At 38.1% G+C, this 14,914-nt stretch carries 9 protein-coding genes and 1 tRNA gene; 5 read left to right on the forward strand and 5 right to left on the reverse strand.

From position 1 onward, the window contains the following. The first annotated feature begins 50 nt into the window (after nt 1-50). Nucleotides 51-1,031 (forward strand): DHHA1 domain-containing protein, encoded by a 981-nt coding sequence (locus ESZ26_RS14805; protein ID WP_146800240.1) that lies wholly within the window; start codon nt 51-53, stop codon nt 1,029-1,031. Nucleotides 1,032-1,115: 84 nt separating this feature from the next. Here the strand turns inward: ESZ26_RS14805 and ESZ26_RS14810 are convergent. Then, nucleotides 1,116-1,192 (reverse strand) — tRNA-Arg (locus ESZ26_RS14810). A 205-nt stretch (nt 1,193-1,397) separates the two neighbouring features. Here ESZ26_RS14810 and ESZ26_RS14815 point away from each other — a divergent pair. The 4 genes from ESZ26_RS14815 to prsR all read left to right on the forward strand — a co-directional run bounded on the left by ESZ26_RS14815 (nt 1,398) and on the right by prsR (nt 9,673). Continuing rightward, nucleotides 1,398-2,399 (forward strand): efflux RND transporter periplasmic adaptor subunit, encoded by a 1,002-nt coding sequence (locus ESZ26_RS14815; protein WP_146800241.1) that lies wholly within the window; start codon nt 1,398-1,400, stop codon nt 2,397-2,399. 4 nt (nt 2,400-2,403) lie between these two features. After that, entirely contained in the window at nt 2,404-5,454 is a 3,051-nt protein-coding gene (locus ESZ26_RS14820; protein WP_146800242.1) for an efflux RND transporter permease subunit, read from the forward strand. A 27-nt stretch (nt 5,455-5,481) separates the two neighbouring features. Next, entirely contained in the window at nt 5,482-7,515 is a 2,034-nt protein-coding gene (gene prsK / locus ESZ26_RS14825; RefSeq protein ID WP_146800243.1) for an XrtA/PEP-CTERM system histidine kinase PrsK, read from the forward strand. Nucleotides 7,516-8,320: 805 nt separating this feature from the next. After that, nucleotides 8,321-9,673, forward strand: a complete 1,353-nt coding sequence (gene prsR, locus ESZ26_RS14830; RefSeq protein ID WP_146800244.1) for a PEP-CTERM-box response regulator transcription factor — start codon at nt 8,321-8,323, stop codon at nt 9,671-9,673. 58 nt (nt 9,674-9,731) lie between these two features. Here prsR and ESZ26_RS14835 read toward each other — a convergent pair whose 3' ends face one another. The 4 genes from ESZ26_RS14835 to ESZ26_RS14850 are packed head-to-tail and all read right to left on the reverse strand — an operon-like array spanning nt 9,732 to nt 14,898. After that, the gene (locus ESZ26_RS14835; RefSeq protein WP_146800245.1) at nt 9,732-10,850 is read right to left on the reverse strand and encodes an XrtA/PEP-CTERM system-associated ATPase; all 1,119 of its coding nucleotides are present in this window, start codon (nt 10,848-10,850) and stop codon (nt 9,732-9,734) included. A 4-nt stretch (nt 10,851-10,854) separates the two neighbouring features. Continuing rightward, a complete protein-coding gene (locus tag ESZ26_RS14840) occupies nt 10,855-12,456 on the reverse strand; it encodes a TIGR03016 family PEP-CTERM system-associated outer membrane protein (RefSeq protein WP_146800246.1) in 1,602 nt (533 codons plus the stop codon). Further along, entirely contained in the window at nt 12,422-13,306 is an 885-nt protein-coding gene (locus ESZ26_RS14845) for an XrtA-associated tyrosine autokinase (RefSeq protein WP_146800247.1), read from the reverse strand. Before ESZ26_RS14845 ends, ESZ26_RS14840 begins: the two co-directional genes overlap by 35 nt. Further along, a complete protein-coding gene (locus ESZ26_RS14850) occupies nt 13,303-14,898 on the reverse strand; it encodes an XrtA system polysaccharide chain length determinant (protein WP_146800248.1) in 1,596 nt (531 codons plus the stop codon). The genes ESZ26_RS14845 and ESZ26_RS14850 overlap by 4 nt, the downstream gene beginning before the upstream one ends. Nucleotides 14,899-14,914: the final 16 nt, after the last annotated feature.

Raw genomic sequence — 14,914 nt, forward strand, 5'->3', positions numbered from 1 at the left:
ATGGCTTTATCACAAAGCCATTATTGTAAATAATAATAAAGGATTTATCTGTGAATTATGACGTATTTAATGGTGATGCCGACGGTATAATCGCTTTGCTGCAATTGCAACTAGCTAACCCAACATCAACGGTGAAAATTACCGGCGTTAAACGCGATATTGCTTTGCTGCAACAGGTCGTTGAAAAAACAAATGCCCAAGGCAAAAGCATAGATGACAGTGTTATTCGCGTTTTAGATCTTTCAATGGAAAAAAATAAAGACGCATTGAATACCTTGTTAGCTGACGGCGGCAACATAACCTATATCGATCATCATCGTGCCGGTGACGTTCCTGAACATGTTAATTTACAAGCGCATATTGATTTAGACGCAAATACTTGTACGGCTTTAATCGTTGATAAGCTTTTGGCAGGAAAGTTTCATTATTGGGCAATTTGTGCCGCTTTTGGTGACAATCTTATTGCTAAAGCGACCACATTAGCCAAGTTAGCCGGTTTAAACGATAACGAGTGCAAGCATTTAGAAACGCTAGGTACATTAATTAACTACAATGGTTATGGCTCACATATAGACGATTTGCATTTTCATCCGGCAAGGTTATATGAATTATTGTTAGCTTATTCCAGCCCTTTTGATGCGATTAAGGAGGGAGACTCTCCTTATTATATTTTACAAAAATTATATAACCAAGACCATTCAAAAGCCGTTAACACCAAAGCATTTTATGACACAGAGCGCCTAACCGCATTTGAATTACCGGATGAAACATGGGCCAGAAGAATAAGTGGTGTTTTTGGTAATGAATTAGCCAATATAAATCCAAATAAAGCACACGCTATTTTTACAATAAACACAGACAACACTTATACGGTTTCTTTAAGAGCGCCGTTAGTCAATAAACAAGGTGCTGGTGATATTTGTAGTCAGTTTGCCACCGGTGGAGGACGTGCCGCTGCCGCTGGTGTAAATGCGCTTCCTAAAGAAAAGATTAAAGACTTTTTAGCCGCGGTAGAAGTTTATTATGGCTAATGAGTGACGTAGTAAAAGAGATGAATAACCACTGTAAAAATGAAACTGTCTATTTAAGCTGGGGTTTTGCTCTAAGGAAAAAAGTGGTCCACCCGACAGGACTTGAACCTGTGACCTCACGCTTCGGAGGCGTGAACTCTATCCAGCTGAGCTACGGGTGGTTTGCTGTGTTAAGCGCGGCAAATACTATAATTAATCGTGAAAATTGTCTAGCTTTGTCGTCTTTATTTTCCGTACAGCAGGTAATTTTATAATTCTTAATCAAGCTAAGGATAAATAATGGAAAAAGATGTACTTTATTGAGCAACAACCCTAAAGTATTGGCTATAATAAAATCAGTTAATTTAACGCGTTATAGAATTGCATATGAAATCATGGAATAGTTTTATTAAGTTTTTGATGATTGGAATAACACTTTCAGCATCATTTCCTACCTTGTCGCAGAGTTATGATTTTCAACAGGTCATTGTCGAACCTTACGCCGACACCATTAAGCGAACCGGGAAACTCGATTTTAAACGAACATTAAATTTGTCATTCAAAAGTAGTGGATATTTAGCTAAGCTAACCGTTGATGAAGGGCAATATTTTGAAAAAGATCAACTCATCGCCTCTTTAGACACCACCGAGTTAGGGCAAAACAAAAACTCTACTTATGCGCAATTATTACAAGCTAAGCGTGAAGTTAACCGCCAAAAAAGATTACTCGAAAATAAACTAAGTTCAGAGCAAGACCTTGATGTGGCTCTAACTCGTGTTGAAACAACCCGGGCTGCTTACCAAGTTGCCTTTTATCATTTTGAAAAAGCGCGAGTCTTTGCGCCTTTTTCTGGAGTGGTGTTAAATCGTTATACTGAATTAGGTGAACTGCAATCTCCCGGCCGTGAGATACTGAAAATTGCCGCTTTAGAACAAAATTGGGTGGTAAAGGTCGCCTTAACAGGTAACGAAGTCAGCCAAGTGCGCTTAGGTCAAAAAGTGAATGTTACTTTACAAGCGCTTGGTGGTGTTGTTGGCGAGGTAAGCAAAATACCCGCTATTGCGAATACCGATGGCAATATGTTTATTATTGAAGTGTTACTGCCAAATATAAATTTGAAAAGTGGTATTGTTGCCGGACAAATCGCAGAAATTATTATTAATTTCACCAGTAATAACTTTGTTTATCGCTTACCAATATCAGCATTGGTTACTGTTGATGATAATGGCCAGGCTGTTGTTATTGTGAGGAATGAGCAAGACCTTACTTATCAATCTTATGATATTTATCGTTTAGATAATCAATTTGTTTATCTGTTTGCTTCGGTTGATGACCAACCCTTGCAAATAGTGACTAGTGGTTGGCAACATATTTCAATAGGTAAGTAATTTTATGCTACTACCTAAACTCGCTATAAAAAACGCTCAATTTACCCTAACGGTAGTGGTGCTATTAGTACTGGTTGGTATCGTTTCATACTTTCAAATGCCACGTTCAGAAGACCCACAATTCGATATGCCCATCACCTTAATTGAAGTGATTTATCCTGGCGCATCACCCGCAGATATTGAAACTTTAGTGATAACCCCCCTCGAAGAAGAATTTTCTGATATAGAAAACATTAAAAAAATTGAATCGCAGGTCAAAAATGGCGGGGCTCGTATTGAAATTACCTTTTTATATGGCACAGACTCCGAGGCTACCTTCAACAAAGTAAAACAAGCGGTTTCATCAGTTAAACCCAGTTTACCTCAAGGTGTTCATGACTTACTTGTTTTAAAAGCAACGCCCTCTAGTGTCGCTATTATGCAACTGGCACTGTGGCGTGAGCCGATTGACTACAAAGTTATGGAGTTTTACGCTAAACAGTTAGAAAAACGTTTAGAAGCGATTAACGATGTTCGAAAAGCGAATATTTGGGGATACCCTCAGCAAATCGTCGCGATTGACGTTAATTTAGCCTTATTAAAACATTACGGTTTATCTGTTACCGATGTCAACGCTACTTTGCAAGGCCGGGCAGTAAATATTACCCCAGGTTATGTTGATGCAAGTTCAAGGCGCTTTAATGTAAAAGCCAGTGGTAACTTTGTGCAATTAGCCGAGTTAAGGGAAACGGTTATTCGCTCAGATGACAGCTTTATACTGCGATTAAAAGATGTTGCTACCATAGAGTTTTCAGGCTTAGAGCCTAATTATTTAGCATATTATGACAATAAGCCGGTTGTTTTTCTGACCGTAGAGCAACGACCCGATACGAATATTTTTGCGTTAACTGAAAATATCGATAATGAAATAGCTAAATTCACTAAAAGTTTACCTGATAACATGAACGTTGATGTGTTGTTTAAACAAGCGGATAGTGTTGAATCAAGAGTTAATGGTTTTTTTGATAACCTTTGGCAAGGACTGGTCTTAGTTGGCATTATGTCGCTAATATTTTTAGGATTACGTGAATCTTTAGTGGTGATTGCGGTGATTCCGTTGTCGTTTTTAGTGGCAATAGGTTGGTTAGACTTTATTGGCTTTGGTTTACAACAAATGTCGATTGTTGGATTGATCATCGCATTAGGTTTACTGGTTGATAATGCCATTGTTGTTACTGAGAGTATTCATCGCGAAAAGAAAAAAGTCACCAATCTTAGTGACGCGGCAGCATCTGGTACAAGCAAGGTTGGCTGGGCAATAACCAGTGGCACTGTTACCACGATGTTAGCGTTTTTACCTATGCTAATGTTAGCGAGCAGTACCGGTGATTTTGTTCGCTCTATGCCTGTTACTGTGGTTTTAGTGTTACTCGCTTCTTTATTAATTGCACTAACATTAACACCACTATTAGCGAGTCGATTTTTTGCGGCCAATACCGAGAAAGATAGCTCTAAGATAAAGACCTTACAGCATTATGTTAATATATTTGCCGAGCAGACTTATGCCAAATGGCTAAGTCGGTTTATCAATTTACGCTGGATTGTTATCGCTATTGCCGTTTTATGTTTAGTAGGCATGTTGTCATTATTTGGCAAGGTGGGCGTGAGTCTTTTCCCGAAAGCGGAGAAGCCAATGATCATGCTTGATGTTGAAACACCGCCTAATTCATCGTTAGCTTATACTGATAGAGTCATGCAAAAAATGACTAAAATCATCGAGAAAAATGATTTAGTAGAAAAAGTTGCTTTAAATGTTGGTAGTGCCAACCCGCGTATTTATTATAATCAAATTCCTAAACGCGGTGTAGCCACTTATGGCCAGGTTATTGTTGTCTTGGCTGAATATGACGCGGTAAGCGTCTCTAGTTTTGTTAATCAACTTCGTGAAGAGTTTGGACAGTGGCAGGAAGCTAAAATTACGGTCAGCGAGTTTACGCAAGGTCCGGTTACCGACTTACCAATAAGCGTTAGGTTAATGGGTGAGTCACTGTCTGATTTAGAACAGGTTGCTAATGATCTTGCCAGCATGATGGCAAATACAAAAGGCATCATAAATATTGATAACCCAATCGGTATTGCTAATACCGAACTTCTTTTGGATATAAATTATGAAAAAGCAGGTTTAAGCAATATAGATATCAATACCCTTGATACCACTTTACAGACGATACTCTCTGGTACTTCCGTAGGGCAATTTAATGATGATAACGGTGAAAATTATCCCATTGTTGTACGTCGTAAAAACCCAGACATTGATGGTTTAGCCGATATTAATGTGACTAATCGTTTAGGTGAAGCTATTCCCCTTAATCAATTTATTACTACTAAGCTGCAAAAAGGTCGTACTGAATTTTACCATTATCAAAAGTTACGTATGGCAAAAGTATCTGCAGATGTAGATAAAAATTACACGGTCAGTGAACTTACGACTAACGTTATTGAGTATTTAGATGAGTATAAAATGCCAAATGGCGTCAGTTATAATTTGGGCGGAGAAGAAGAATCTCGTCAAGAAAATTTTTCTGGGCTCACTCAAATCATGCTGGTTACTGCTATTGGTATTTTCGCTGTGCTGGTCTTGCAGTTTAAGTCTTTTTTACAACCCATCGTAATTTTTACTTCAATTCCCTTTGCTATGGCAGGCTCGGTAATAGGTTTATATTTAACCGGACAATCATTTTCAATGATGGCATTTATTGGTTTAATCAGTCTGTTTGGGATAGTGGTCAATAATGCCATTATATTAATTGATACCACCAATCGAAACCTTGCAGAGTCAGCTAACTTAAAAGAAGCCATTATAACTGCTAGCGCAAGCCGTTTTACCCCAATATTATTAACAACGCTAACAACCATTGGTGGGCTGTTGCCCTTAACTCTTTTTGGTGGTGCGCTATGGCAGCCTTTAGGCACGGTTATTATTTCAGGTTTATGTGTATCAGCTATTGCGAGCTTTTTATTAGTACCGGTATTAACTGACGTATTTACTGAAGATAAAAAACAAAACAACGACTAAACAAAAACTCAACAAGAAGTTTATATTATGGATTCATTAGGTCTATTTGGTTATTCATTAGCCGGCATTGCATATTTGGTTTTTGCGCTACTAATTTTTGCTGCACGAAATAAGACAACGCTCGCTCGCTGGGTATTAGTTTCTGTATTAGTCACTGTTATTGCTAATGGGGTGGCTGCCTTGCAAATAAAACTAGGTTTTAGCTTACAGTGGGCGATGCTTGCCGATGGCTTTAAAGTAGCTTGCTGGTCGTTATTAATATTGCTTTGTAACACAGAACAGCGCTCTTTTCGGGCGATGATAGCTAATTCACAAATTCGTCAATATGCAAAAGTTTGGAGCATGTTAATGGTTGCTTGTTGGCTGGCAAGTGTCTTATTGAATTACTCCTACGAATATATATTCTTGCTTTTTATTGTACTTAATTTATGGAGCCTAGTACTCCTTGAACAGCTATACCGTAGTGCAGATTCACAAGTACGATGGGCTATATGGCCGTTGGTTATCGCCTTAGCCAGTGTGGCGATATTTGACTTTGTTTTATATGCGCAAGCCACTATGGTTGATAGTATTGATTTTGATTTTTGGTTTAGCCGAGGCTTTATTTCTTTTATTGTCGTGCCTTTGTTACTCATTAGTACTCGACGTATCCGTAATGGCGCGGTAAGAATTTTTGTTTCTCGACATGTGGTTTTTTATAGTTCAATGTTGATGATCGCCGGTATTTACTTGTTGGTTATGGCCTTTGCCGGGTATGTTATTAACTACATAGGTGGAGAATGGGGCAGTGTTGTTAGCATTAGCTTCTTAATGTTAAGTGCCTTGGTATTAATCGCTTTATTGATTACTGAGTCGTTACGCCGGAGATTGAAAGTATTTATAGCAAAAAACTTTTTTGCCAATAAATATGAATACCGAGATGAGTGGTTAAACCTTATCGGTAAAATAGAAACTACCAATGCGGAAAGTTATTACCAAATGGCAACCCAGATTATGATGTCAAAAGTAGCGGCTCATGCGGGCGCTATTTTGAAAAAAGTAACCGGGCAACGATTTAGTGTTCAATATTCTGAAAAACTCATCATAGATGACATCTTTAATCAGCAACTGGTGGAGTGTAGTCACTTTTGTCAACGCCAAGGCTGGATTATTGATATTGAAGAATATCGGCAAACACCGACAGTTTATCCTGAGCTGAATCTCGATTTATCATTATTTGATGCAAAAAATATCAGAATTATAGTGCCTATATTTATAGGTAAAGCATTTTATGGGATGTTTATCCTAGCGGGCAAAAACGAAATCAAGCAATTAAATTGGGAAGATAGAGATTTACTTTTTGCTATATCAAAACAATTAGGAAACTTCGTTTCTTTACATGAAGCTAATGATAAATTAGCAGAGTCAAAGCAGTTTGATGCCTTTAATCGGATGTCTGCTTTTTTAGTACACGATTTGAAAAATGTTCAAGCTCAGTTAGCACTGATCACCTCTAATGCAGAAAAGCATCGGGATAACCCGGAATTCATTGCCGATGTTTTTGAAACGGTAGAGTCAGCGACAGAACGCTTATCTAAAGTGCTTTCGCAACTACGTAATAAACAAGCCGCTCAATCTAAAAGTGAGTTGGTAGATATCTCAGAAATTATTAGCAGTGTTATAGAGCAACGAAATATTGATTTACCTAAGGTGATTTTTAATAAATTCGATCATTGTGAAATGGCTATCGATAATGAAACGTTTCATTCGGTGCTCAATCATTTAATACAGAATGCTCAGGAAGCGACAAGCAATGACGGTTGGGTTAAAGTAGAACTTACTCAGATAGAAAACCATATCGGCATTAAAATTTCTGATAATGGTTGCGGTATGTCGACAGACTTTATCAATAATCGACTATTTAAACCCTTTGATACCACTAAAGGCAATGCAGGTATGGGTATTGGTGTCTTTGAAGCGAAACAGTTTGTTGAAGGTATTGCCGGAATAATTAAGGTCGAGAGTGTCGAAGGACAGGGTACTGTCTTTATAATTGATTTACCGATCAGTCCGAGTTTATAAATGGCTTATATTGACTGAGATCCTGAAATAAATTCAGGATGACGTTCGTGGCTTCAGGATGACGTAGTTGATTCAGGATGACGTTCGTTAATTCAGAATGACGTAGTTGATTCAGGATGATAGTTTCAGTATTAGGGCTTTTTTCCCGTCATGCTGAACGCGTTTCAGTATTAGGGCTCTTTTTCCGTCATGCTGAACTCGTTTCAGTATCTGGGCTAAGATCCTGAAATAAATTCAGGATGACGTTGGTCAATTCAGGATGACGTTCGTTTATTCAGAATGACGTAGTTGATTCAGGGTGATAGTTTCAGTATTCGGGCTCTTTTTCCGTCATGCTGAACGCGTTTCAGTATCTGGGCTAAGTTCCTGAAACAAATTCAGGATGACGTTGGTCAATTCAGGCTGACGTTCGTGGCTTCAGAATGACGTAGTTGATTCAGAATGATAGTTTCAGTATTCGGGCTCTTTTTCCGTCATGCTGAACTCGTTTCAGTATCTGGGCTAAGATCCTGAAATAAATTCAGGATAACGTTCGTGGCTTCAGGATGATAGTTTCAGTATTAGGGCTTTTTTCCCGTCATGCTGAACGCGTTTCAGTATTAGGGCTCTTTTTCCGTCATGCTGAACTCGTTTCAGTATCTGGGCTAAGTACCTGAAACAAATTCAGGATGACGTTCGTTGATTCAGTATGACGTTCGTGGCTTCAGGATGACATTGGTTAATTCAGGATGACGTCGTTGATTCGATAGTTGTTTCAATTACGCGCTTAAGTAAAGTGTATAAATAATAAAAGGGTTTTAGCAGTATGGAAAAGTTACTGATCATTGATGATGATAAAGGAATACAAAAGCAACTTAAGTGGAGCCTTTCTGACTATGAAGCAGTATTAGCAGGTGACCGTGAAAGTGCTATTGCCGCAGTTCGTCGCTATGAACCCAAAGTTGTTACGCTTGATTTAGGTTTGCCGCCAGATGAAGCGAATGCCACTGAAGGCTTAGCGGCATTACAGGAAATTTTGACTATAGCTCCCCATACTAAGGTGATAGTGATCACCGGTAATGATGATCGTACTAATGCGTTAAAAGCTATTTCAGCGGGTGCCTACGACTTTTATCAAAAACCAATAGATGCTGATGTGATTAATGTCATTATTGCTCGAGCTTTTAGTGTATCGGTAATCGAAGAAGAAAATCGTAAGATGCGTCAAGTTGCTGGCAATGATATTGGCATTATTGGCAACAGCGAAGCTATTGACCGCCTCCGCATGATGGTAAAGCGCATTGCACCAACGCAAATCACAGCTTTGCTGTTGGGTGAAAGCGGCACAGGTAAAGAAGTAACAGCTAATGCTGTGCATATTGCCAGTGAGCGCAGTAATAAGCCCTTTGTTGCGATTAACTGTGCTTCTATCCCTGAAAACTTATTAGAAAGTGAATTGTTCGGCTTTGAAAAAGGAGCTTTTACCGGTGCTCATCGCGCAACTAAAGGAAAAATAGAGTGTGCGGAGGGTGGTACGTTATTTCTTGATGAAATTGGTGATATGCCCTTCAGCTTACAAGCAAAGCTATTACGCTTCTTACAAGAAAAAACCATTGAACGTCTTGGCGGTCGACAAGAAATTAATGTTGATGTTCGAGTGGTTTGTGCAACCAATCAAAACTTAGAACAAATGGTGAAGGATAAAACTTTCCGTGAAGACTTATTTTACCGCGTTAGTGAAATAACCTTAAATATACCGCCGTTACGCGACCGAGATGAAGACGTATTGATACTCGCTCAATACTTTTTACAAATGTATGCCCTCGAATATAAGCGTAATGTAAAAAGCTTTTCAGAAGATGGTTTAAGCGCAATTAAGGCTCATAAATGGCCGGGTAATATTCGTGAATTACAAAATAAAGTAAAAAGTTCGGTAATTATGACGACTGGTACACAAGTGACTGCCTTTGACTTAGGCTTTTTTGATCATACGAGTACTGAATTTGAGTTATCTTTGAATTTACGTTCGGTGCGAGAAAAAGCAGAGTCACTGGCTATTCAAAAAGCGTATGCGTTAGCCGAAGGTAATATGTCAAAAGCTGCAGAATTACTGGGTGTTACTAGACCAACATTGTATTCATTAATTGAAAAATATGACCTAACAATTAACGAAACCTAGATGATCTGAAACTATGGAGAAGGTTTTTTTATAAAATCTTCTCCACTAATTAATCACGTTAACTCTTATTGTTTTCACTACTTGGTTCAGAATTAGCACTTACAGTTGTATCAGCCGTTAGCTCTGAGATAGCTTCAACACTTTCATCGATATTATTTTCAGCATATAAACGACTCTTCTGCTTAAGTAGTTTATCAACGTAACGCGCCATTTTAATTTTCTGCTTAATCGACGACTCCAATATCTCTTCGACTTCTCTTAATATTTCTTTCATGTTTTCAACATTCTCAGTTGAATTCACGATGAGCTGTGCGCTTGCCTGGCTAGGTTCATTACTAGTTAATTGTACTTTATGAAGTGAACCGGTTAACTCTACTTGCATCTCTAACGCGACTTCGTTAATCGCGTCAACATCAATACAAGTTAGCTCTTCTAAAAAGCCAAACAATAATAAACGATCAACAAAAATATTGATTTTTCTTGGAACGCCTAAGGTTTTTTCATGAATAACTTTAAAACCTTCATCTGAGAAGAGTGCCTCTTTAATACAGCCTGCTTGCTGCAATCTATGATTAATGTATTCTTTAACTTCGTCACTAGTGAGTGGCTTTAAATGCGCAGATGCAATAATACGTTGACGAAATTGCTCCATATTAGGTGCTTGAATAATATCTTTAAGCTCTTCTTGACCTAATAAAAAACTTTGTATTAATGGCTTATTATCCAGCTGAAAATTAGATAACATCCGCAATTCTTCAACAGTTTCTATTGGTAAGTTTTGTGCTTCGTCAACAATCAATAACGCACGTTTGCCTTGGCGATTCAAATCAATAAGAAACTGTTCAATCGACTGTAGTAATTCAGCTTTGCTTTTACCTTTAACGGCGATCTTAAATTCAAAAGCGACAAGTTCAAGTAATTCTTGTGGGTCAAGCTTAGTCGTAACCAATTGAGCAGCAACAATTGAATCGTCAGCAATATTATTTAAAAGGTTACGCGCTATTGTTGTTTTACCTGTGCCTATGGGCCCAGTAACCACGATAAAGCCTTCGCCTTGATCTAAACCATATTGTAAATAAGACATTGCTCTTTGGTGGTTGCTTGACGCGAAAAAGAAGCGTGGGTCGGGACTTAACTGAAAAGGACGCTCTTTAAAACCATAATAATTTTCGTACATACTGCTAAAAACCTTTACTAAATTTGAGGTAGACCCGGTCTTCCTGATAATTGAACGACTGCGCAGTTGAACTACGATTAAGATGGCTTAAACCTAACTTAATATTTAATCGACTATTTAGGGACTTATCATATTCAAGACTATAACGCCGGTAGCGATCTTGGCGCTCATTTTCTTGTGCAAGTAAAAAGTGATTATCGTTATATTCAAGCTTTAATTGCAAGTTTGATTTACCACTTACTTTGCGTTTAATGGCAAATGAAGCACTTTGATTTTTACTTTTAAGTCTTGTGTTTAAATCTTCTCGGCTTGAGCTTGATACCAAAATATTAAATATTGTTCTGGTAAGTGTTAATGCCGATGACCATTTTAGTTCTTTATTTAGTGATAAACCTAGATCTTCCACTAGAACAAAATCATTTAAATTTACCAGCTGATAATCATCAATATTAATATTATCATTATTACTAAGAAAACAAGCCGAAGTGTCAATTATCTCGCTCTGGGGACAATAATAACTTCCTAGCGCAACGCTTTGGTAATTATTACGGGTAAACGCTCTAACTTCTTCTCCGTAGGTAATTGAATTAGTTAAGCGTTTGTTTTTATGCGTAAAGTCGAGTCCATAGCTTTCTCCGTAAAAGCGTTGTCCGTAATCAACTTTTAATGATGTTCTTTGACTAGGTACCCAATGAATTGAAGCCGCTGTATAGTCTTGTTGCTGTTTGCCATCGAGGTCTAATTGAGTGCCTGTCGGGGTATTATAAGAGACATCTAACAGTAGTTTCGGGCTTATTAACCAACGTAACCCACCTCCATAAGAGTCTGATTCAAGTGATGAACTATTATTTCTGGTAAGATCACCCTCGTTGGTCTCATCATAGTAGCGTAAAAACGGCGTGATTTTATAATTGGTGATCAAGCCTATTTTAAGCTCCCCTTTAAAAAGCGTGCCAACTCTACCTTGGTTAGTATAATCAGCAAATTCAGATGATGCATCCCAGTATATATGTCGCGCAGCAGAACCATTTTTGCTTAATAAGTTCGCACCATAACCTTGTCGTTCGCCTATGGCATCTTGTGATTTAGTGGTTCGGTATTGAATGATTGAATTGATACTGAAATCACTATTATTAATTGTGTACTCAAAGCCAGCGGTATAATTTTCGACCCTAGTCGTATCGCCAGAAACAATATCAGCTAAAGCGTTATTAGATGAATTTCTAGATTGATTCGATATCGAAGCGCTGCCAATTAAAGCCAGTCCATTAGGGCCTAACTTCAAGCGAAAATTACTATCTAAGGTATGAAAGTCATCATCAGTATCATGGTCATGGCTATACATTGCATAAACGCTGCTAGAATTTAGGCTGAACTCTAATTTTTTTGATGAGAATAACGTACTGAAATCAAGGCCTGCTTGAGTGACTAAACTAGATGTTTGGTCACTAACAGCTAAATTGACATTATCTGTATAGGTTTCATCAATAATTAGCTGAGGTGTAAACTGCCATTCCCCTGCGAAAGTGTTTGCAGACAAAATGGCAAAGATTGCTACAGCAAATTTTTTTTTATTTTGTGCCGTATCCATAACCATAATAGCCATACATATCCTTGTGAGATCTGATTGCTTTATTTAGCACTAAACCGAGTGCTAAATCTTCATTGAGGTTTTCTGTCGCTTTTTCAATGTCTGCTAAGAGCGTTTTTGATTCTTCAACCACTACCAACGCTTGTCCCATTAAGTTTGCCAATACCAAGGTTTCTGTAACACCAATTAATGGTGGGCAATCAAATATCACAATACGGTCAGGGTATCGCTCTGCCAGCTCTTTAGCTAAAGACTCCATACGATCACTGGCCAGTAATTCATTGGAAAGATGATGAGGTTCACCGGCTGGTATAACTTTAAGTTTATCAATATTGGTGCTGTATATTATTTCAGAAATATCATACTTCTCACCCAGCAAGTATTCAATTAAACCAGGTACTTGTTTAAAGCCTAATTCTCTATTCATGCTTGGGCGTAGCACATCGGCGTCGATTAACAATACCGTTTTATCCTGCTCTAAGGCGATACTCAGGGCAAGGTTAATCGAGATAAAGGTTTTGCCTTCATTTGGCTTAGAGCTACTGACCATCACCAAATTACTGTTGTTAAGGGTTTTAGAGCTAGCACCGAAGGCATTGTTTAATAGTTTACGTTTAATTTGACGAAACTCATCTTTAATGCTTTTTCTTGTGCCGTTATCAATTAAAAAACCACGGCTTTCTAGGTCTTTTTTGTCGAGTTCTAAAATTTCATTATTGCTATGGTTTTCTGAACTTGTATCCTTCGCTACGCTTTCTGCTATTTTTTGTGGTGCAGCTGTAACTACATCCTCAGTGGCTGTAGTCGGCGTATTTCCTTGTTGAGCAATTTTTTGCTTTGCGAGCGCTTTTTCTATGGTACTCATAAATTAAAAATCCTATGTATCGGCGCTTGTATTGCCTCTGGAAATAATGTGTAAGCGACAAAAAAGCACAAGAGTAAAATCAGCAAGCTATTAGAAACAACAAACAGAATGGTTTTACGTTTATCTTTACTTTGCAGGCCTATATTTTCCGTAGCAGAAACAATACCAAAAATAGGAATACCGGTTGCCTTTGCCACTTGGCTACTCGAAGTGACCACTGGATTAATTTGACTAAATAAAAATGAAACGCTTAAACCCACGCCAACCCCTAAAAAGGTGACAACGGCATAAAATAAAATACGCTTAGGTCCGGCTGGTTTTAAAGGTGCAAGAGGAGGGTCAATCACTTTGAAATTGATTTTACTAGTGGTTTCATCAGCAGATTGGCCTATCAAGGCTTTTTCTTTACGGTTTAGTAAATCTTCATATTGCTTTTTAGTGATATCGTAGCCACGATCAAGCGCGACTAATTCAGCTTCGATTTCTGGTAGAGTATGAATTTTGTTTTCAAGTTCTCTAACGGTGTTTCTATAGTTATTTGCTCTAACTTCCATAGAAGCAACTTGACCTTCGAGCTGATTTACTTGAATTTGAATTTCTTGAATCACCGGGTTCTGACTAATCGGTGCGTAGTCATTATCATCACTACTGTTCGATAAGTACTGTTCGATTTCAGCATCTCTTTGTTTAGATAAATGCTCAAGACGACGTTGAACTTCTTTTACATCAGGGTGCTGTTCGGTGTATCTAAGCTGAAGTGAGTCCAACTGGCCTTCTAATTCTGAAATTCGATCATCGTAGGTGGTTTTAACGCTATTTGAATCGACAATATTACTTTGCTGAGAAGAGTTTGCGGCAGCGGGTTGTTCTAACTTGACTTTTGAACCTGCTAATTGTGTTTTTGTTTCTAATAAAATAAGCTCAATAGTCTTTAACTGCTCTTTTGCATTATTGAGTTTTTGGTAATAACCGCCGTATTGATTAGGCAGTACTTCACTATATTTTTGTTTGAAATTCGTTAGCCGGGCTTCTGCTTTTAATAAGCGATTCTCATATTCATTTATTTGGCTATCAAGAAATTTTTGCGCGGAATCAGAGTCTCGTCGGTTCTCACCGCGAGTATTTTCAATAAAAACAGTAATGACTGATTGTACAACATCACGAGCCATTATCGGATCTTTATCGGTAAAGTTTATGGTGAAGATATTGTCCGTTTTACCACCCGTTTTTGTTATGGATATATTGTCTTTTAGGCGGGTAATTAAATTTTCGAACTCTTGTGGGGTATTGGCTTGCACATCTAAATCGGTCATTCTAGAAATACGTTCTAGATTGGGCCGACTTAATAAGGTTCTCACCATTAAACGAATTTGAACATCTGGATTTGACTCAACGGTCATGCCTTTTAACAACGGTCTTAAAATTGATTGAGTATCAGCAAATACTCGCGCCTCTGACTCATAAGTATCCTGCAGTTGTGAAACAACTAACCAACCTAAAGGGCAGATAAGCCAAGTCGCTATCATCAGGTAACGGCGTTTTATCCACATACCTTTTAAATAATCTAAAATTTGTTCAAGTACTTCTTGCATTCCCGACCTCTAAATA

Origin of the sequence: Colwellia hornerae, assembly GCF_007954355.1 — a bacterium.
GTDB lineage: Bacteria > Pseudomonadota > Gammaproteobacteria > Enterobacterales > Alteromonadaceae > Colwellia_A > Colwellia_A hornerae.